This window comes from Anoxybacteroides voinovskiense (genome assembly GCF_014196205.1).
Taxonomy (GTDB): Bacteria; Bacillota; Bacilli; order Bacillales; family Anoxybacillaceae; genus Anoxybacteroides; species Anoxybacteroides voinovskiense.
This window is the reverse complement of record NZ_JACIDE010000017.1, coordinates 45,693-66,952: the sequence shown is the minus strand read 5'-3', so window position 1 is coordinate 66,952 and position 21,260 is coordinate 45,693. Positions and strand designations below refer to the sequence as shown.

Sequence of the window (21,260 nt, the reverse complement as noted above, 5' to 3'; positions counted from 1 at the left end):
ACCAAAGCAAATAAGCGCTTCATCACCTCGTACGGAACTTCTTTCGCTTTCTTAGAAACCGTCGAGTAATGAAACGTCGGCAATCCATACATCTTTGCCACATCGGCACCATGACGGAAACTTTTCCATTCGTGGAGTGCCGCCAACAGAAAAAAATCAACCAATGTGCGCACCGTAAACGTCCGCGAAGTGTCGTGGTAACCAACGGCTTCGGTAATCGACTGTAGATCTTCAGCGGAAACAATTTTTTGCATCAAATTTGGGAGTGTGGTATGCTTGTGCATAGAGAGCACCTCCTAGGTTTGTTTGTGTAGCTACTTACATTCTACAGGAAAGGTGCTCTTTTTTCTATGCTTTTTATGGATATTATTGGTTAATCAACACGCCTGACTATTTGTTATTTTTATTTAGTTCTTCTAAAATTATCTTTGTGTTTTCCTCTGCTTTTCTCTTGATAGCTTCCTTTTCTTCTTTTGTAAGTTCGCTAAAGTCTAACTCAGTAAATGTTGTTCTGAGATTTTCATTTCCGTCGGACTGCAAGATCAATGAAGATGTCGATTTAGTAGGTAAATTTCCGTTTTCCCAGTAACTAATGCCTTTACTTATAAAAGTTTGGTCTCTAGGATCGTCAAAATAAGTTTGATGTTCCACTATAAATTTGAACAGCTCCGGCAGCCGATTTTAGCAAGGTTGAACTAAATCCTGATGCACTTCCAACGTATCCATAATGCATATTTCCTAAATCTTCTCCTCTTACAGTCATACCACCAAAAATGTATGTAGTGGTTGCTCCATACGTTTGTTTATAATCCCACTCACCACCTGGTCTAACTTTACTTGCAAATTCTAATCCAGTGCCTATCGGATACGTTTTATCATTTAGTGCATAATAGGCCATATAAAGCGCATTTTTCCTCATTTTATAGCTAAATTCACTAGTAATATCAGGAGTTGGTACAGCAGCACGCGCTTTTGGTGTGTGGTATGTATTACCAATTAATATTAGTAATACTAAAGAAACAATAATTGAAAATAATTTTTTCATTTTTATCCCCCTAAATCCCAATAATAATTTCTAAATATTATAAATTATTAACAATTATATAACAAAATGTAATTATAAAAAAGTGTAAATTACGAAAAAATAATAAATTATATTTATTTTAATATTTTTCAATATTTGTTATAATGATGGTTGTAAAGATAATTTTTAAATAATAAGGGGTTTATATGGAAAATAAAAATGAAGATTTGATAATTAAGAAAACTAAACAAAATACTTTAGCTGGCTGCCTTATTGTTTTATTAGTATTAGCCGGTATTGTTTCCTATTTTGTTTACCATTTTATGTTTTCTATGTCTAATTTACCAAAAGGTGAATTTATTAGTAAATTTGATTCCCCTAATAAAACATACACTATTGAAATATATAGAGTAGATAGTGGCGCCACTACTTCGTATTCTATTAGGGGTGAACTTGTTAATAATAAAAGTAATAAGAGAAAAAATATTTATTGGGCGTATAAAATCGATAAAGCTATTGTAGAATGGGAAAGTAACTATGTAGTTGTAATTAATGGGGAAAGGCTAGATGTTAGAAAAGATGTGTATGATTGGAGAAGGAAGTAAATACTATATACATGCACCAGGCGTGTTGATTAACCATTAAAAACCAGTTCACATCACTCTATTCCTAGCTTTTCTGCCGTAGTCGACAAGCGGTTCGCTTGCCGACTGGGAGTATTAGCATGCCCTCCTCGAACAACGAACGCTTTGCGGGCAAATGACATTTGCCCGCCGGCGTTCTTGTTCGAGGGAAGAGGCAGAAAAGCTTGTGTTCAGTCATATGATTCTGTGTTTTTAGTAAAATGATGGATAATCAACACTCGTGTACATGCACTTTAAAGTAATGACTTCTGTATGAACACCTGTGGCCGCTAAATAAAACTGAACAGAATTCGATTGTGTCCATTCAGCCCAATACTAGCGAGATTTTTAGAATCCAGCACCAACAGGGCATTTCCGGTATCGAAAATGCCCTAAGAGGAGTGGAGAATCTTTTGGAGAAACTCCCCACTTAGAAGTCTTTCCAGCGATTCCTAAACCGACTTTCCGTTTTTTGCAGGGTAGAAATGACGCTGCGAATGACACAGTTTTTAAAGGTTCCCTTTCTATCGAAGTTTATCCGTCTGAAACTTCTCCATCACCGCTTGTAGTTCATCGGTCAATTGCCGCATCATTGTAACTTTTTCTGCCATATTTTCAAATGCGGTGAGCTGCTCAGACATCGAAGCCGCAATTTCTTCGCTTCCAGCTGCCGATTCTTCCACAACCGCACTAATGCTCTCGACGTTTTGCAACACTTGTTCCCCTAACTGTTTTGATGCCGCCATCGCTGTCACTAACGATTGAATGTCATTCGAAATACCAGCAACTTTCGTTTCGATTTCTGCAAATGCCAAAGCCGTTTCAGAAATTGACTGCGATTGTTGTTCGGCAATTTTTACGCCTTGCGCTACTGCTGAAGCGACCGATTCGACCCCATGTTTAATTTGCGAAACGGTGGAAAAAATTTGCTTCGTCGCTTGCGCGGACTGCTCTGCTAATTTCCGCACTTCTTCCGCAACGACTGCAAAGCCTTTCCCCGCTTCTCCCGCCCGCGCTGCCTCAATTGCGGCATTTAACGCGAGCAAATTCGTCTGTTCGGCAATGTCCGATACCGCTTTCGCCATTTGCTCGATATTTAACGCATATGCCGTAAACTCGTTCGTTTCTTTTTCAATTAATGCCGTTGCCTCTGCGTTATCACGAATAAATTTTTCTTGTTGTTCAATGGCCATTTGTCCATTGCGAATCGCTTCTACCGCCATATGGCTATACTGCGCTGTTTGCGCTGTTCGTTCTGCCGTTTGTGCGAACGTTTCATCCATCTTTTCTATCAACAGCACTGCTTGTTGCAATTCTTCGGAAATATTTTGGGCACCAGATGATAACTCGTTCGTCGATACGGCTACTTGACGGTTAATTTCGGTTAACAGTTGGTTTTCTTTTTCGATTTCTTTCGCAAACGTTTCTACCTTCTTGCTTGCTTCGTCAACGGAATGAAGCAACCGTTGGAGTTCATCGACCATCATATTAAATGAGGCGCTTAGTTCGCCAATTTCATCTTTATGTGTATAAGAAATTCGCTCTACGAATAAATTTCCGTTGGCAATCTCTTTGGCATTATTCGCTAGCCGTTCTAACGGCTTCGTAATTGAGCGGGTAAGCCGTAAGCTGCTTCCGCCTGAAAGTAATAAAAGTAACACGCTGCCAATCGCTGCCGTCCATACAACAAACCGAATTTGCCCTTGCAAGTCTTGCTGCAGTGCCGCATAAAAATCATTCGTATATAGCTGCAAGACATGCAAGTCATTAATCGCTCCTTCAATGCGCATCGCTTGCCGTCTCGTTTCTGACGCATCGCGGCTCTCTAACGCAGCATCGGCACGGTTATGTATGTCAGCAAATTTTTGTTTCGCCTTAGCAAGCAACGTACGAAACTCTTTTTGCGTTAACATGTTGTCTAATTTTTTTAATAACTGTTCTGTTTCAGCCATTCGCGCCGTTACCTCTTGCTTATTCCCCTCTGTCGTATTATACGCAAAATTGTTTAAGCTTTGTTTTGCCGCTTTCATCGTTGCTTGCGTTTGCTGCACCGTCAATAGCATCGGTACAACGTCTTTATTCGTCGCTTGAATGGACAACATATTGACGATAATAAATCCCATTATGCCCATCGACAGTAAAATAGAAATAATCGAATGAAGCCATAGCTTTTTTCGAATGGTCATTGCAATTCCCCTTTTCTATTCATTCGTTGTGACTTCGCCATTTTCAATTTTTTCTTTCCATTGCTCGACCAGTTTTTGCTGCGGTTCGCTCCATGGCACCACGCGAATCGGCGCAAGACCAACCCCGTTTTCTTTCAACCCAAGCTGCACCGTTCCGCTTTCTAACTTCCCTTTCTCTGCATATTGTTTTAAAACAGTGAATAACGCCACGTCCACATTTTTGACCATCGAGGTGACGACGGCTTTTTCGGCGTAAAAATATTGATCGCTATCTACACCAATCGCGTAAACACCGTGCGCCTCTGCTTCTTTTAATGCACCAACTCCCGTAAACCCTGCCGCCGTATATACGACATCGCATCCTTTCGCAAACATTCCTTTTGCAATGTTCGCTCCGAGTTTGTCATTTCCAAAATCGCCGGCATATACCATCTCGACAGTAGCGGCTGGTTTTAGCGCATGCACCCCTTTTTCAAATCCGACGGCAAATTTACGAATAAGCGGTACATCTGCCCCACCGATAAATCCGATGTTATTCGTTTTTGTCGTCATGGCCGCGACAATCCCTGCAAGGAAGCTGCCTTCGTCTTCTTTGAACGTAATCGATGTGACGTTTTTCAAACTCGACACAGAGTCAATTAAAATAAATTTTTGCTTCGGATATCGTTTCGCGACTTTTTCTAAATCTTGCTGCACCATAAACCCAAGCCCGATAACGATATCGTTTCCTTCCTCTACTAACTCCTTTAATCCTTGCTCATACGTTTTCGTATCCTGCAGCTCCCGATAATCAAAAATGATGCCAAGTTCATCCCGCGCTTTCATTAATCCGCGGAAGGCAGAATCACTGAACGATTGATCACCAAGTCCGACGTCAGACAACATAATCCCTATTTTTATCCGTTTTTTCGGTTTTACTCCTTCCTGTGCTGAACAACCAGCAAAAAGACTGATTACTAGCATCATTGCCACGATTAGGCGGAATCGTTTCATTTCCCTCGTCCTTTCACAGTAAAAATATCCATTCTTTTTATCGGTTATTTCCTAAAATGTTTTTAGTTTCTTAAGAAAAAAAGCGAAGCACGTTCGCTCCGCTTTTTTCACTCTTCCTCTTTCGTAATATACGTCCAGCCGTTTTCTTGATATATTTTTTTTGCTTTCATTAAACGTCCTAATGCTCGTTTAAAGGCGGCTTTGCTCATGTGAAAGCGCGCTTTAATGTCCTCTGGATCGCTTTTATCATGATACGGCATCGCCCCCCCGCGGCTTTCTAAATAGCGGTAAATCTTGTCCGCATCTTCATCTAAACTTTCGTGTTTGCGCGGAAGAAGCGACACATTCACCGTCCCGTCTTCTTTCACCCCGATGATCCGCCCTTCCACAAGTTCACCAAGGCGCGGTTCTTTGCGACGCTGTGATTCATGAATAAACCCGATATAACCGACATCGGAAAAAAGAAAGGCACCAGCTTTTATTAGCCGATACACACGTCCGCGAATATTTTGATTAAACACCGATTCCGGTGCTTTTACTGCTAATTGCCTCATGACCTCGTCTGTCGCAAGCTGCGCCAATAGCCGCCCTCGCTTATCTGTTTTTAATGAACAATATAGTTCATCCCCACGCTTTGGCCATAATTCCAAAAGCGGCGGCAAATCATCGATCGATACGAGTACATCTTTCGAAATACTGATGTTGACAAACACCCCTAACTTTGGCATCACATCGACAACTTCGACCCAATCGTACGTATCGTTCGTAATTTTTGGCGTTTTCGTTGTCGCACATAGCCGCCCTTGATGGTCATGGTACAAAAAGACCGTCACTTCTTCATCTACTGTAAGTGCATGCTCTGTTTCGCTCTTATGAAGCAACACTTCTTCTGTACCATCGGTCAAAAAATACCCAAACGGCACTTCTCTCTTTACCGTTAATGTCATCATCTCTCCTGCTATCATTACGCATCTTCCTTTTGTTATTGTTTCTCATGCTTCATTTTACTATAATGGAAACAAAATGACCAAATCGTTGGAGGTATTGTATGTCAAAAGAAAGTTCATTTGATATTGTGTCAAAAGTAGACCTTTCCGAAGTCACTAATGCGGTGAACATTGCGTTAAAAGAAATTCAAAACCGCTATGACTTCAAAGGCAGCAAAAGCGATATTTCGCTCGAAAAAGAGGAGCTCATTTTAATTTCCGACGACGAGTTCAAATTAGAACAATTAAAAGACGTATTAATTGGTAAACTGATTAAGCGCGGCGTTCCGACGAAAAACATTCAATACGGAAAAATCGAACCTGCCTCTGGCGGAACGGTGCGCCAACGGGCGAAACTCGTCCAAGGCATCGACAAAGACAACGCGAAAAAAATCAACACCATCATTAAAAACACAGGCTTAAAAGTAAAAAGCCAAATTCAAGAAGACCAAATTCGCGTCAGCGGCAAAAGCAAAGACGATTTACAAAAAGTCATCGCTGCCATCCGCGAAGCCGATTTGCCAATCGATGTACAATTTGTCAACTACCGTTAAGAAGGCGCTACGCCTTCTTTTTTGTAAACAATAGTTGAATATTTCGAAAAAATCAGTTACATTTATGTATAAACCGTATACGTGCTCTTATCGAGAGAAGGGGAGGGACTGGCCCTGTGAACCTTCAGCAACCTGACCGACGTCAAGGTGCTAATTCCAGACAAGCGGTTCGCTTGAAAGATAAGAAGGAGAAACGCAAAAGTCTTCTTCTTGGAAGGCTTTTTTATTTTATAAAGAAACGGGGGAACGCACGTGGGGCTTTTAGAAGACGTAAAAGAACGAATCGTTCTCGCTGACGGAGCGATGGGAACACTATTATACTCACACGGCATCGATCGTTGCTTTGAAGAGCTAAACATATCGAAACCAGAGGAAATCGTTCATATTCATGAAGCATATATTGCGGCTGGTGCAGAAGTCATTCAAACAAACACATATGGGGCTAATTATGTTAAACTCTCCCGCTACGGACTACAAGACGACGTACAAACGATTAACCGCGCGGCTGTCCGCCTTGCCAAACAAGCGGCGAAAGGGAGCGCGTACGTTCTCGGAACAATCGGCGGCCTACGCAGCGTGAATAAAAGTGCCATTACGCTCGAAGAAGTCAAGCGCACGTTTCGTGAACAACTGTACGTCCTTTTGCATGAAGACGTCGACGGATTGTTGTTAGAAACATATTACGATTTAGAAGAATTAAAAACGGTGCTGGCCATTGCCCGTAAAGAAACAAATAAACCAATCATCGCCCATGTGACGCTACACGACGTCGGCATTTTACAAGACGGAACACCGTTAAGCGAGGCGCTGGCACAGCTCGAGCAGCTTGGCGCTGATATTGTTGGGCTAAACTGCCACCTCGGACCATATCATATGATTCGTTCGTTAGAAGAAGTGCCGCTACCGACAACCGCATTTCTTTCTGCCTATCCGAATGCGAGTCTACCAGATTATCGGGATGGTCGGCTCGTTTATGAAACGAACGCCGAATATTTTAAAGAAACAGCGCTAGCGTTTCGCCACCAAGGCGTTCGTTTAATCGGCGGTTGTTGCGGCACGACGCCAAGCCATATTGAAGCGATGGCAAAGGCGCTTACCGATCGGACACCTGTCCAACAAAAACAGGTCAAGCAACGAACTCTCAGCGTTTCCGTTTCTGCGCCACCAGAACAAACGGAACCACCGCTGACGGATATCGTCCGAAAACGCCGTTCCATTATTGTCGAGCTCGATCCACCGAAAAAACTCGGCATCGAAAAATTTTTAGAAGGCGCAAAAGCACTGAAAGAGGCAAATATCGATGCGCTTACGCTTGCAGACAATTCATTAGCGACACCTCGCATTAGCAATGTCGCGCTCGGGACGATCGTCAAGCAGCAACTCGGCATTCGCCCGCTCATTCATATTACGTGCCGTGACCGAAATTTAATTGGTTTGCAGTCACACCTTATGGGGCTATATACGCTCGGCATTACCGACGTGCTTGCTGTCACTGGCGATCCATCTAAAATCGGCGACTTCCCTGGCGCCACGTCCGTTTACGACTTGTCGTCATTTGATTTAATTCAACTCATTCACCAATTTAACGAAGGCGTATCGTATTCCGGACAGCCGCTTGGGCAAAAAACAAAATTTTCTATCGCAGCTGCCTTTAACCCAAATGTCCGGCATTTAGACAAAGCCGTGCAGCGGCTTGAGAAAAAAATTCAATGCGGCGCGCATTATTTTATGACGCAGCCGATATATTCGGAAAAACAAATAGAAGCCGTCTACGACGCGACAAAACATCTAGACACACCAATTTACATCGGCATTATGCCGCTTACAAGCGCACGCAATGCAGAATTTCTGCATCACGAGGTGCCAGGGATTACGCTATCAGACGATATTCGCGCGCGGATGGCCGCTTGCGCGAATGACCCAATTCAATCGGCAAAAGAAGGAATTGCCATCGCTAAATCGTTAATTGATGCTGCCTTCGATTTATTTAACGGCATTTATTTAATTACACCGTTTTTACGTTATGAAATGACGGTCGAACTCGCGCAATATGTACACGAAAAACAAGCAGCAAACGAAAGGAAGGTGCTTCATGGCTAGCTTATTCGAACAATTGCACAAAAAAATTTTAATCATTGACGGTGCCATGGGGACGATGATTCAAAGCGCCGGCTTAACAGCGGCTGATTTCGGCGGCGAGGAGTACGAAGGGTGCAACGAATATTTATCGCTCACCGCTCCGTACGTCATTCGCTCGATTCACGAAGCATATTTAGAAGCAGGGGCAGACATTATCGAAACGAATACGTTTGGCGCGACAAACATCGTTCTCGACGAATACAACCTCGGCCATTTAGCGCTTGAATTAAACATCGAATCTGCCAAACTCGCTAAACAAGCAGCGGAAAAGTACTCCACCCCAGAATGGCCGCGCTTTGTCGCTGGCTCGATGGGACCGACAACAAAAACGCTATCTGTCACTGGCGGCACAACGTTTGCACAACTTGTCGCCGCCTATGAAGAACAAGCACGCGGGCTTCTAATCGGCGGCGTTGATATATTGCTTTTAGAAACATGCCAAGACACACTAAACGTCAAAGCAGGATTCATCGGCATCTCGCAAGCGTTCCAAAAACTAGGGAAGCGCGTACCGATTATGATTTCCGGAACGATTGAACCGATGGGTACGACACTTGCTGGGCAAACAATTGAATCGTTTTTTATTTCCGTTCAGCATATGAAGCCATTGGCGGTCGGTTTAAACTGCGCCACTGGACCTGAATTTATGACCGACCATTTGCGCTCGCTTGCCGAGCTAGCTAATACGGCGGTGAGCTGTTACCCGAACGCTGGACTCCCAGACGAAGAAGGGCATTATCACGAAACACCGGAAATGCTTGCGAAAAAAATCCGCTGGTTTGCGGAAAAAGGCTGGATTAATATCGTTGGCGGCTGTTGTGGCACAACGCCTAATCATATTCGCGCCATTTGTGAAGCAGTTCGTGATCTTCCGCCGCGAAAAATTCCACCATCGTTTGACGTGCATGCTGTTTCCGGCATCGAGCCACTTCTTTATGATGAAACAATGCGCCCGCTCTTTGTCGGGGAACGGACAAACGTCATCGGCTCGCGTAAATTTAAGCGGCTCATTGCCGAAGGAAAATATGAAGAAGCAGCGGAAATTGCCCGTGCCCAAGTGAAAAACGGGGCGCATGTCATCGACATTTGCTTAGCTGACCCAGACCGGGACGAAAAAGAAGATATGGAACAATTCATTCAACAAGTCGTCAAAAAAGTAAAAGTGCCGCTAGTCATCGATTCAACCGATGAGCGTGTAATTGAATGCGCCCTCTCCTATTCGCAAGGAAAAGCGATTATTAACTCGATTAACTTAGAAGATGGCGAAGAACGGTTCGAAAAAATCGTGCCGCTCATTCATCAATACGGAGCTGCCGTCGTCGTCGGCACGATTGACGAACAAGGAATGGCCATTCATGCTGAACGAAAACTCGAAATCGCCCTGCGCTCGTACGACTTGCTCGTCAACAAATATGGCCTCTCGCCGCACGACATCATTTTCGACCCGCTTGTATTTCCAGTTGGCACAGGCGACGAACAATATATCGGCGCAGCAAAAGAAACGATTAAAGGGATTCGCCTCATAAAAGAACGATTGCCGCATTGTTTAACGATGCTCGGCATTAGTAACGTTTCTTTCGGCTTGCCGCCAGTTGGACGAGAAATTTTAAACTCTGTCTTTTTATACCATTGCACGCAAGCAGGGCTTGATTACGCCATTGTCAATACGGAAAAGCTCGAACGATTCGCTTCCATCCCGGAAAACGAGGTGAACATGGCGGAAGCGCTTCTATTCGATACAAACGATGAAACGTTAAATACGTTTATCCAGTTTTACCGCGACAAGACGAAAGAACCGAAAAAAGCAAGCGCGAATTTAACGCTTGAGGAACGGCTAGCCAATTATGTAGTGGAGGGAACGAAAGAAGGGCTGTTTGCCGATTTAGAACTGGCATTGCAAACGTACGAAAACCCGTTAACGATTATTAACGGACCGCTCATGACGGGAATGGATGAAGTCGGGCGGCTGTTTAATGATAACCAACTTATCGTCGCCGAAGTGTTGCAAAGCGCAGAAGTAATGAAAGCCGCAGTCGCCTTTTTAGAACCGTACATGGAAAAAACCGAAACGAGCACAAAAGGAAAAGTCATACTCGCGACCGTCAAAGGCGATGTGCATGATATCGGCAAAAATTTAGTGGATATTATTTTAAGCAACAACGGCTTTCACGTCGTCGATTTAGGTATTAAAGTAACACCGCAGCAACTGATTGAAGCTGTACGGGCGGAACAACCTGACATGATCGGATTATCTGGGCTACTCGTGAAATCTGCCCAGCAAATGGTACTCACTGCCCAAGATTTAAAACAAGCAGGCATTTCCTTACCAATTTTAGTCGGCGGTGCAGCGCTATCTCGCAAATTTACGGAAAATAAAATCGCCCCTGAATACGACGGCATTGTCCTTTATGCAAAAGATGCGATGGATGGCTTAGCGCTCGCCAATCGTCTGCAGCAAAACGACATCGAATATAAACGAAAAGAAAAAAGCACGGCTTTGCAACAACCGGTACAACCCGCCACATTCAGCCGCTCGAACGTTTCGACGGACGTTCCTGTGTTTGTACCGACGGATATCGAGCGCCACGTATTAAAAGACGTGCCGCTCGCTCATATCGAACCATACATTAACTGGCAAATGTTATTAGGTCACCATCTCGGCTTAAAAGGAAACGTCAAAAAATTGCTTGCCGAGCAAAACGAAAAAGCCGTTATGTTGAAGCAGCTAGTAGATGAACTTCTTTTCGAGGCAAAACAGAAGCAGTGGATTACACCAGCTGTTGTTTACCAATTTTTCCGCGCGCAAAGCGACGGCAATAAAATCTACATTTATGCACCGACGAGCAACACGGTGTTAGAAACGTTTGAGTTCCCGCGGCAACCAAGAGCGCCATACCTTTGCCTTGCCGACTATTTGCGATCGGTCGAAAGTGGCGAAATCGATTATGTCGGGCTATTTGCGGTCACTGCAGGAAAAGGAATTCGGGAACTTGCACAGCGCTGGAAAGAAAACGGAGAGTTTTTAAAAAGTCATGCGATTCAAGCACTGGCGCTTGAAGTGGCCGAAGGATTGGCCGAGCGTACACACCAAGTGATGCGCGATCGCTGGGGGTTCTCAGATGCCCCTGATGTTACGATGGAAGAACGTTTTGCTGCGAAATACCAAGGGCAGCGCTTCTCGTTCGGCTATCCAGCCTGCCCGAACTTAGAAGATCAAGAAAAACTGTTCCGTCTCCTTCGCCCTGAAGAAATTGGCATCCAGTTAACCGAAGGATATATGATGGAGCCAGAGGCATCGGTATCCGCCATCGTCTTCGCCCATCCGGAAGCGAGATATTTCAACGTTTTATAAAAGCCAAGGGCAGCCTTGGCTTTTCATAATTTGTGGCCATAATTATCATAATAAAAATAATTGAACATGCAAGGGGGGGAAGAATAGTGGTCACAAAACAACAGGCAACACTGCCGCCGCAACATCAACATCAGCAACCGGGACTGCAGACAGAAATGATGCCACAGCCAATCTCAGAAGATCCGCGATATCGCGGCAGTGGCAAACTAAAAGATAAAGTCGCTATCATTAGCGGTGGCGATAGTGGCATCGGCCGGGCAGTCGCCATTTATTTCGCTAAAGAAGGGGCAGACGTCGCTATTATTTATTTAAACGAACACGAAGATGCGAAAGAAACGAAGCGACAAGTCGAGGAAGAAGGAAGTCATTGCTTATTAATCGCTGGAGATATCGGCGACGAACATTTTTGTCAACAGGCAGTAAAGGAAGTGATACAAACGTTTGGGAAGGTAGACATTGTCGTGAACAACGCGGCAGAACAACATCCGCAAAACAGTTTGCTTAACATTACTTCCCAACAATTAGAAAAAACGTTTCGCACAAACGTCTTCGGCTACTTCTATTTAACAAAAGCAGCGATTCCTTATTTGAACGAAGGGAGTTCCATCATTAATACAGCGTCCATTACTGCTTATGAAGGGCACGAACAGTTGCTTGATTATTCCGCAACAAAAGGAGCGATTGTAGCATTTACGCGGTCGTTAGCTAAATCGCTTGTGGCAAAAGGCATTCGTGTGAACGGTGTTGCCCCTGGGCCGATTTGGACACCGCTTATTCCATCGACGTTTTCTAGCGACCACGTCGCTACATTCGGTGCCAATACCCCAATGAAACGCCCTGGACAACCGGAAGAAGTCGCACCGAGCTATGTTTTTTTAGCCAGCGACGACGCTTCTTATATGACGGGACAAATGCTTCATGTGAACGGCGGGAAAATCGTTAATGGCTAAAGGAAGCATATTTAACAAACATCTACATTTTATGTTATATTTTCTGACATTAACCTTGATTTTTTGTCAGCGAACCGTTTATGATAAAGATGGATATTGTTAGACCTTGACAAAAGGTCTCCCTCTCTTCCCTTTTTGCTTGCAACATTTGTTGCAAGTTTTTTTTAGTAAAAAAGACCACATGCGCGTGGTCTTTTATTTTGAAACGTAATCGCATGAAAACCGCTTCACAAGTTTATGGGGGATGATGATTCGTTTGACTGGTTCGTTCGGATTAGCGACTTTTTCCATTAAATTTTTTGCTGCTTCATAGCCTAGCTGGAAAATATGAATGTCGACCGACGTCAGCGGTGGGCGTGCCATGTCTGCTAATAACGTATTGTTAAAGCTAACGAGCGAAACATCGTCCGGAACGCGCAAATTCAGCTCGTCAAGCAATTTCAACACATCAAGCGCAAGTAAATCATCGACAACGACTAACGCCGTCGGCGGCTCGTCAAGTGAAAACAGCTTTTTCATTTCTTCTTGATTCGCTTTTTGTAAAAACTCTTCATACACAACATATTCCTGCCGATAAACAAGACCTGCTTCTTCCAACGCCTCTTTATACCCTAATAGCCGGTCGGCCGTTACTAAATACGTCTCATTCCCGCCAATAAACGCAATGCGTTCATGCCCAAGCTCGAGCAAATATTGCGTCGCTTCTTTGCCAATTCGGTAGTTGTCATTGTCCACGTGCGTAATTTGTTCTGCACGTTGATGCGGCTTTCCGATCACAACAAACGGAAAATCGTGCCGGAGTAAATATTTCATCAATTTATCATTCACGCGCGAATAAAGCAATATTACTCCATCCACGCGGCGTCCTTGCAACATTTCCACCACTTCTTCGTAAATCTCTTCCTCTTTTTCCCCCGTCGACATTTGCAAAGCAAATTTTTTCTCATGTGCTGCTTTGCTAATGCCGCGAATTACTTCTGGGAAAAACGGATGCTGCAACGCTTGATCAGCTGAGCTTGGCATCACAATTCCAATCACTTGTGCCGTCTGGCTCGCTAAACTGCGCGCAATAAAGTTCGGGTGATAGCCAAGCTCTTTCATCGCTTCTCGCACTTTCCGCTTCGTTTTTTCACTAATGCGCGGGCTGTCGGCGATGACGCGCGAAACGGTCGAAGGTGCTACGTTCGCTCGCTTCGCAACATCTTTAATCGTTACGTTCATGCCTTTCACCCCCTAGCTTTTGATCGTTTTTTTACATAGTATAAAAACAATCCAAACAACACATACACCGCAATGATTGCGCTAATAAACGGCACGTTCAGCCCTGTCTTTTTTCCTAACACATAAATTTCAGCCGTTTCCCGATTCAAAATAATATCATACCCGTTTTTATCGCTTCGGACTAAATCATCCACCAACAAACCGTGCAATTCTTTCCCCGGCTCTAACTGTTCGTTGGAAATATGCGCTTTTGCTGTTTTGCTTGTGTTGTTAATCGCAATAACAGCGGTTTGGTCGTGATACGTCCGTTTAAACACTGCCATTCCGTTTTTCTCATAAAGCAACGTAAAATCGCCGCGCCGCAACGCTGGCACGTCGTTGCGTAATGCACCAATTTTTTTAATATAGTCAATAATTTCTTGGTCGGTACGGAAGTTCATTAATCGGCGATTATCTGGGTCTTTTCCGCCATCCATGCCGATTTCCGTTCCGTAGTACATAATCGGAATGCCCGGTGCGGAAAACAAATACGTTAACCCAAGCTTAATTCGTTTGATTGGATTTTGTCGGTTTTCTAACGCCAGCCTTGTGAACCGGACGGTGTCATGGTTGTCTAAAAAGGTGCCTAGCAAATACGGGCGTTCATAAAACGTTTCATTTCTTCGCCAAACGTTATACAACGGTTCCAACGATTGGTCAGATTTGCTGAAAATTTTTGACGCTTCTTGATAAAATGGAAAGTCGAGAAAACCATCAATGCCATATTTCCTATAATCCGCAATATAACGCGGGTCATCATGCCACACCTCACCAAGCAAGAAAAAGTCTTTTTTGACCGATTTAACTGCTTTCGAAAATTCTTGCCAAAACGATTTTGGCACATGCTTCACGGTATCTAAACGATAACCGTCAATGTCCGTTTGTTGAATCCACCATTTCGCAGCCTCGAGTAAATATCGTTTCACTTCTGGGTTTTCTTGCGCTAAATCCGGAAGACCGAACAGCCACCCATTTTCTACTTCCGTTTGATTTGTCCAGTTAAAAATATCTTTTTTCTCATGAAACCACTCTTTTTTCATCGGATCGTTCAACCAAGGATGGTGTGGTCCTGTATGGTTGACGACAAAATCTAAAATGACTTTCATGTCGCGTTTATGCGCTTCTTTGACGAGTCGTTTTACATCTTGAATTGTACCAAAATGTGGGTCGACTTTGTAAAAGTCTGAAATCCAATATCCGTGATATCCACCAGGCTCGTTTTGAAAAATCGGTGTCAACCAAATGGCTGTAAAGCCCATCGCTTTTATATAGTCCAGCTTGTCAATCACCCCTTGCAAATCACCGCCATGGTACGCTTTCGGGTCATTCGTGTCTACATCGATATCGTTTTGCGGATTGCCGTTATTAAAGCGGTCGACCATGATAAAGTAAATGCTTTCATCTTGCCACGTTCGCTTATCTGCTGCTTGTGCTGGCATCGCCGCAACGAGCACAAAAAGCGCAAATACTAACGAAAAAAAGATTCGTTTCACCTTGTTCCACTCCCATTCATTTCACTTCTACTGTTTAACTATAGCTCGAAATAATGCGAAAGGAAAGAACCTAAGCGATTCTTTCCTTTTTTCTCTCATCCTTTTGTCCCACCTGCCGTTAAGCCTGATATAAAATACTTTTGGAATGAAAGGAAGAGAATGGCGATCGGTAGTGCAATAAGAACAGAACCAGCAGCAAAAGTCGTAAATTCATTCCCAAACTGTTTTGCGACTAAATCATACAGCCCGACCGCCAACGTATATTTTTCCTTGCTCCGCAATAAAACACTCGCTAAAATAAAATCACCGAACGGCGCGATGAACGTAAAGAGCGCAATGACAGCGATAATCGGTTTTGCTAGCGGCATAATAATTTGAAAGAAAATGCGCAAATGCCCTGCTCCATCAATGCGCGCCGACTCATCCAATTCTTTCGGAATCGTATCTAAATACCCTTTCATCAACCACGTATTCATCGGAATCGCCCCACCGACGTATACAAGAATCAACCCAAGATGTGTATCGATTAACTTCGTAAGCAACCCAAGCACATAAATGGCAATTAATGCAGCAAAGTTTGGAATCATTTGCAAAACTAAAAACGTTATTAACCCGTTTTGTCGTCCAACAAAGCGATAACGCGAAAACGAATACGCCGTCAAACTGACTAAAATAACGGAAAAAATCATCGTGAGTGTGGAAATTTTAAGTGAGTTTGCATACCAAATTAAATAATCACTTTTCGACGTATCAAACAACTCTTTATAATGAATCAGTGTCGCATGATCCGGAATCATCTTCGAACCAGATAAACTTTGGCCAGGATTAAATGACGAGCCAACAACCCAAAGAAGTGGATACACAATAATGATCGTCATCACCAAAATGACGGCATACGACAGCGTCAAGCGGACAATTTTTTGTTTTTTCATATCCATCTTACATCATATCCTCTTCTTTAAATGATTTTGTTTTTCTAAATTGCCATAGCGCTACCGATACAACGACAAGTGATAAAAGCAATGTAATCGCCGCTGCTTTAGAATATTGGGCAGACGTCATCGTTAAACGGTAAATCCACGAAATTAAAATGTCGGTCGCTCCAGCGTTTTGTCCAGAAACGGCCGGTCCACCGCCATTAAATAAGTAAATAATATTAAAATTATTGAAATTAAACGTGTATTGTGTAATTAAAATTGGCGCAATCGCATACAACACGAGCGGAAGTGTAATTTTCGTAAATTTCTGCCATGCCGTCGCCCCATCTACGGTTGCCGCTTCGTACAACTCATCCGGAATCGCTTGTAACACACCGGTCGTCATCGCAAAAATAAAAGGAAAGCCTAACCACGATTGAATAAGAATGAGCGCTACTTTCGTCCAAAATGGGTCGGTCATCCAATCGATTGGACTTATACCGAGCGATGCTAAAATCGTTTTATTAATGACCCCAAACGATTCATTAAACATACCGGAAAAGACGAGAATCGAAACAAATGCTGGCACTGCCCACGGCAAAATGAAAATCGTCCGAATGATTGCTTTTCCTTTTAAATCTTTTTGGTTGACAATAATCGCTAAAAAAATACCGAGCGCAATTTGCAGCGTCGTTGCCCCGAACGTCCAAACGATCGTCCATGCTAACACGTTAACAAACGTTTTTCGCCAAAGGTCAAGTTTGACTAAATCAATAAAGTTTTGTAAACCGACCCAATCCACTAATTTTGCTGGCGGTGAATGATATAGATCATAGTTTGTGAACGCTAGTAACACAACAAAAATAATCGGAAAAACGACAACAAAAACGAGGAGAATAAATCCTGGCGAGATCATTAAATATGGAAATCCGCTGTCAATCAGTGTATGGTATTGCTCACGCAACGAACTGATTTTCAGCCCTAAATCTCGCTTTTGTCCGTTTTTGTACGCATCGTACAAATTAAACGCGTAAAAGCCAAGCCCAAATATTAAAATAATGACGGCCAAAATACCCTCGACAAGTAAAAAAATCGAATGGTCACGCCCGATCACTTCTCCGAGCGTCACAATCCCCCATAAGCCGATATCCAATAAATCAGCAAATACGATATAATAGGAAATTGCTAAAATAAGAAAAAAAGCGCCTTTGACGTATTGACGATTGTATAATTGACCAAGACCAGGCACAACGGATAGACATAATGCAAGCTTCCGATGGTTCGACCGGTACATTGAGGTTTCCATTGATTTGTCTCCTTTCTTTCGGATCGCGAGGAGCTCTAGTTATGTGAACGGATAAACAAATAGATGAATACGGAAGCAGTACCTCTAAAAAGAGGTACCGCCTGCGCTCTACTTGCTTGGATGATTTGTTTCAATGTTCGTTTTAATCGTTTTTACCGCTTCATCCAACGCCTTTTTCGGTTCTGTCTTTTGGTTCGCGACAAGCTGAAGGGCAGTTGCCATCGGTCCCCATACTTCCGCCATTTCTGGAATATTTGGCATTGGGACTGCATATTGCGATTGAACTGCTACCGCTTTTGCACCTTCATCGTTGGCAATTAGCGGATCGTTAATTAACGATTTCACTGGTGGAATTTCTTTTGTTAACTCAAACCGTTTTTTCGCATTTTCTTCATTTGTAAGGAACTCAATTAGTTTCGTTGCCCATTCTGGGTTTTTCGAGAAGGCAGATACATGCCAGCCTTTAACGCCCATAAATGTTTTCACATGTTCTCCGTTCGGTAATGTCGGCATTGGTGCTACCCCAATATCGATTCCTGCATCGCGCATTCCTTGAAATGCCCACGGACCGTTCATGACAGACGCCACTTTTCCTTCGTTAAACAGCCCATCCATCGTCGAGCCACCGTTTTCGCCGATAATTCCTTTCGGGAATAGTTCTTTATACCATTTTTGAATGTACTCTGTTCCTTTTACAGCACCATCATTATTTAAGCCGATATCTTTCGGATCTAATGTACCATTGTTATCTTTGAACACATAGCCGCCCATTCCAGCGATAATTCCGTGCGCAAAGTAGAAGTTATCCCAAAGCGCTAAAAAGCCGTATTTATCGCCTTTTGTAAAATCTTTCGAAAACTGATATAGCTCATCCATCGTTGTCGGCGCTTTATCCATGAGTTTTTTATTATAAATAAATACAGGTGTTTCTACTGCTTTCGGCAACCCATAAAGTTTCCCGTTATACGTTTCTGCTTTCAGCGATGATTCTGTGAACGTATCCAATACGGATTGGTCGACGTTAATTTCACGAATTAACCCTTCTGTCACAAGCTGACCAATTTGGTCATGCGGCACAGTGATAACGTCTGGTCCTGTTCCCGCTGGTCCGTCTAAGCGAAGTTGATCGCGTTGCTTCGTTGCCATTTCGACTTCTTTGTACTCCACTTTAATCCCATACTTTTGTTCAAACGCTTTAATCGCCGGTTCCAATGCCACCCCGCGTTTGACGTCTTCCCAGACGACGAGTTTTTCTGGTTTTGGCGGCATGCCGTTTTCGGTCGTCGTTGTGTTCTTTTCACTCGTTTTCGGCTCTGTTGTTTCCTTGTCAGGACCGCAACCCGCAAGCACCCCTGCCATTAACGCAAGCGATGAGAAAATAGATACTGCTTTTTTCATTTCGACCCCTCCTAAAAAATAGATTATAAGCGCTTTCACAATATGATTGATTTGTGAAAACGATTGCGCAACTCTTATCATTAATTATACAACCATTTATCTATTTGACAACCATTTCCTTAAATTTTTTTTCTCTTTTTTTGAACATTTCGGAACAAATATTGACTTTTCCGCTATATTCCTTTATTCTAATCTAAAAATCTCGTATACATTTTTTGGATACCAACATCTTCTGTGAGTGCAATCGATTGCATATATAAAGGAGTAGATGATAATGTTAAAGGAAGCCGTATACCACCGTCCAACCGATCAGTTCGCTTATGCTTATGACGACAAAACATTGCACATTCGGTTGCGAACGAAGAAAAACGATGTTCAAGCTGTGTCCCTTTTGCATGGTGATCCGTATTGTTGGGAAGATGGGCAATGGCAGTTTACAAAAACAGAGATGACAAAAAGCGGAGCAGATGCCTTGTTTGACTATTGGTGGGTCGCCATATCACCGCCATATCGCCGTCTCCGCTACGGGTTTGAGCTTATGTCAGAAAACGAGAAATGCGTTTATACGGAAAAAGGTTTTTTTCATGAGGCACCGAGTGATGATATTGCTTACTATTTCTGCTTCCCGTTTTTAAATCCAATCGACGTATTTCACGCGCCGACATGGGTGAAAGACACCGTTTGGTATCAAATTTTCCCTGAGCGGTTCGCAAATGGGGATCCGTCCTTGAACCCGAAAGGAACAATTTCGTGGGGAAGTACCGATCCGACTCCGACAAGCTTTTTTGGCGGTGATTTTGCCGGCATTATGGAGCGACTTGATTATTTAGTCGAGCTAGGAATTAACGGCATTTATTTCACTCCGATTTTTAAAGCATCGTCCAATCATAAATACGATACAATTGATTATTTCGAGATTGATCCACAATTTGGTGACAAACCAACATTTAAGCGACTTGTCGAGCGTTGCCACCAAAAAGGCATTCGCGTTATGCTTGATGCGGTATTTAATCATAGTGGATACTTTTTCGCCCCGTTTCAAGATGTGCTGAAACATGGAGAAAAGTCAAAATATAAAGATTGGTTCCATATTCACGAGTTTCCATTACAAACCGAACCGTTACCGAACTACGATACATTTGCCTTCGTGCCAACTATGCCAAAATTAAATACGGAAAATCAAGAAGTGAAACAATATCTATTAGATGTAGCAACATATTGGATTCGCGAATTTGATATTGACGGTTGGCGTTTAGATGTCGCCAATGAAGTCGATCATCAATTTTGGCGCGAGTTTCGTCAAGCAGTGAAAGCGGTGAAACAAGACGTATATATTCTTGGGGAAATTTGGCACGATGCAATGCCTTGGTTACGCGGCGATCAGTTTGATGCGGTCATGAACTATCCATTTACAAATGGGGTATTGCGTTATTTCGCGAAAAACAAGATGACAGCAAGCGAATTTTCTCATTCCATTACAAACGTGCTTCATTCGTATCCAAACAATGTAAATGAAGTAGCGTTCCATTTACTTGGCAGCCACGACACTCCGCGCATTTTAACGGAGTGCAGAGGAAACAAAGAAAAAGTAAAATTGATGTTCCTCTTCCAGTTGTCATTTACAGGCACCCCGTGCATTTATTACGGTGATGAAATCGGATTGACAGGCGAACAAGACCCGTTGTGCCGAAAATGTATGGTATGGGAGGAAGAAAAACAAGACCGCGAGTTATTCGCCCACGTGCAAAAATTAATTTCATTGCGCCGCAAGTACCGCTCTTTTTCTCGCGGCGAACTGCGCTTTCTAGAAACGGATGACGAAACAAACCATCTTGTCTATACTAAAACATATGAACAAGAAACGGTAATATTCCTACTCAACAACAGCAACCGAAAGCTTGACATCACATTGCCACTCTCGCTAAAAGGAAAAACTCTTACCAATTTATGGACAAATGAGAAATTTACGCTAAAAGAAAACGAATGGACCGTAACGCTTGCGCCATATGGCTTTTGCATCTTTTTAGTTGAGCAATAAAAATAAGCGAGGGATGTCCTCGCTTATTTTTATCAGTCGCC

At 43.1% G+C, this 21,260-nt stretch carries 16 protein-coding genes, 1 pseudogene and 1 riboswitch; of the genes and pseudogenes, 6 read left to right on the top strand and 11 right to left on the bottom strand.

The features are described from left to right. The 3 genes and pseudogenes from GGR02_RS11585 to GGR02_RS11575 form a co-directional block, all read right to left on the bottom strand. Window positions 1-284 (bottom strand): annotated as a pseudogene (locus tag GGR02_RS11585) (IS4 family transposase); the annotation flags it as partial. 106 nt (window positions 285-390) lie between these two features. Beyond that, window positions 391-651, bottom strand: coding sequence for a hypothetical protein (locus GGR02_RS11580; RefSeq protein WP_183185057.1), 261 nt, complete (start codon window positions 649-651; stop codon window positions 391-393). Continuing rightward, a complete protein-coding gene (locus GGR02_RS11575; RefSeq protein WP_183185055.1) occupies window positions 629-1,045 on the bottom strand; it encodes a polymorphic toxin type 44 domain-containing protein in 417 nt (138 codons plus the stop codon). The genes GGR02_RS11580 and GGR02_RS11575 overlap by 23 nt, the downstream gene beginning before the upstream one ends. A gap of 185 nt (window positions 1,046-1,230) precedes the next feature. On the opposite strand from GGR02_RS11575, the gene GGR02_RS11570 reads away from it, so the two are divergent. After that, window positions 1,231-1,629 (top strand): DUF5412 domain-containing protein, encoded by a 399-nt coding sequence (locus GGR02_RS11570; RefSeq protein ID WP_183185053.1) that lies wholly within the window; start codon window positions 1,231-1,233, stop codon window positions 1,627-1,629. A 542-nt stretch (window positions 1,630-2,171) separates the two neighbouring features. Here GGR02_RS11570 and GGR02_RS11565 read toward each other — a convergent pair. The 3 genes from GGR02_RS11565 to GGR02_RS11555 all read right to left on the bottom strand — a co-directional run bounded on the left by GGR02_RS11565 (window position 2,172) and on the right by GGR02_RS11555 (window position 5,791). Further along, on the bottom strand, window positions 2,172-3,833 hold the full coding sequence (locus tag GGR02_RS11565; protein ID WP_183185051.1) for a methyl-accepting chemotaxis protein: 1,662 nt from the start codon (window positions 3,831-3,833) through the stop codon (window positions 2,172-2,174). A gap of 15 nt (window positions 3,834-3,848) precedes the next feature. After that, entirely contained in the window at window positions 3,849-4,826 is a 978-nt protein-coding gene (locus GGR02_RS11560; protein WP_183185049.1) for a BMP family lipoprotein, read from the bottom strand. 107 nt (window positions 4,827-4,933) lie between these two features. Beyond that, window positions 4,934-5,791: a CvfB family protein gene (locus GGR02_RS11555; RefSeq protein WP_221210831.1), complete on the bottom strand. Its 858-nt coding sequence runs from the start codon at window positions 5,789-5,791 to the stop codon at window positions 4,934-4,936. A gap of 83 nt (window positions 5,792-5,874) precedes the next feature. On the opposite strand from GGR02_RS11555, the gene GGR02_RS11550 reads away from it, so the two are divergent. The 4 genes from GGR02_RS11550 (at window position 5,875) to GGR02_RS11535 (ending at window position 12,807) form a co-directional block, all read left to right on the top strand. Then, on the top strand, window positions 5,875-6,366 hold the full coding sequence (locus tag GGR02_RS11550) for a YajQ family cyclic di-GMP-binding protein (RefSeq protein ID WP_183185047.1): 492 nt from the start codon (window positions 5,875-5,877) through the stop codon (window positions 6,364-6,366). A gap of 84 nt (window positions 6,367-6,450) precedes the next feature. Beyond that, a riboswitch (SAM riboswitch) is annotated at window positions 6,451-6,553 on the top strand. Window positions 6,554-6,618: 65 nt separating this feature from the next. Beyond that, window positions 6,619-8,466 (top strand): bifunctional homocysteine S-methyltransferase/methylenetetrahydrofolate reductase, encoded by a 1,848-nt coding sequence (locus tag GGR02_RS11545; RefSeq protein ID WP_183185045.1) that lies wholly within the window; start codon window positions 6,619-6,621, stop codon window positions 8,464-8,466. After that, window positions 8,459-11,857: a methionine synthase gene (gene metH / locus GGR02_RS11540; protein ID WP_183185043.1), complete on the top strand. Its 3,399-nt coding sequence runs from the start codon at window positions 8,459-8,461 to the stop codon at window positions 11,855-11,857. The genes GGR02_RS11545 and metH overlap by 8 nt, the downstream gene beginning before the upstream one ends. Before the next feature lie 86 nt (window positions 11,858-11,943). Next, on the top strand, window positions 11,944-12,807 hold the full coding sequence (locus tag GGR02_RS11535) for an SDR family oxidoreductase (protein WP_183185041.1): 864 nt from the start codon (window positions 11,944-11,946) through the stop codon (window positions 12,805-12,807). Between the two features lie 195 nt (window positions 12,808-13,002). Here GGR02_RS11535 and GGR02_RS11530 read toward each other — a convergent pair whose 3' ends face one another. The 5 genes from GGR02_RS11530 to GGR02_RS11510 all read right to left on the bottom strand — a co-directional run bounded on the left by GGR02_RS11530 (window position 13,003) and on the right by GGR02_RS11510 (window position 19,181). Next, window positions 13,003-14,028 carry a LacI family DNA-binding transcriptional regulator gene (locus GGR02_RS11530; protein ID WP_183185040.1) on the bottom strand — a complete coding sequence of 342 codons (1,026 nt, stop codon included), beginning with the start codon at window positions 14,026-14,028 and terminating at the stop codon, window positions 13,003-13,005. Window positions 14,029-14,033: 5 nt separating this feature from the next. Then, the gene (locus GGR02_RS11525) at window positions 14,034-15,506 is read right to left on the bottom strand and encodes an alpha-amylase family glycosyl hydrolase (protein WP_183185067.1); all 1,473 of its coding nucleotides are present in this window, start codon (window positions 15,504-15,506) and stop codon (window positions 14,034-14,036) included. A gap of 149 nt (window positions 15,507-15,655) precedes the next feature. Then, on the bottom strand, window positions 15,656-16,498 hold the full coding sequence (locus tag GGR02_RS11520) for a sugar ABC transporter permease (RefSeq protein WP_066323225.1): 843 nt from the start codon (window positions 16,496-16,498) through the stop codon (window positions 15,656-15,658). 1 nt (window position 16,499) lies between these two features. Continuing rightward, window positions 16,500-17,783, bottom strand: coding sequence for a sugar ABC transporter permease (locus GGR02_RS11515; RefSeq protein ID WP_183185038.1), 1,284 nt, complete (start codon window positions 17,781-17,783; stop codon window positions 16,500-16,502). 108 nt (window positions 17,784-17,891) lie between these two features. After that, a complete protein-coding gene (locus GGR02_RS11510; protein WP_183185036.1) occupies window positions 17,892-19,181 on the bottom strand; it encodes an extracellular solute-binding protein in 1,290 nt (429 codons plus the stop codon). 274 nt (window positions 19,182-19,455) lie between these two features. Between GGR02_RS11510 and GGR02_RS11505 the strand changes: the two genes are divergently transcribed. Then, on the top strand, window positions 19,456-21,219 hold the full coding sequence (locus GGR02_RS11505) for an alpha-glycosidase (RefSeq protein WP_183185034.1): 1,764 nt from the start codon (window positions 19,456-19,458) through the stop codon (window positions 21,217-21,219). Window positions 21,220-21,260 lie beyond the last annotated feature (41 nt).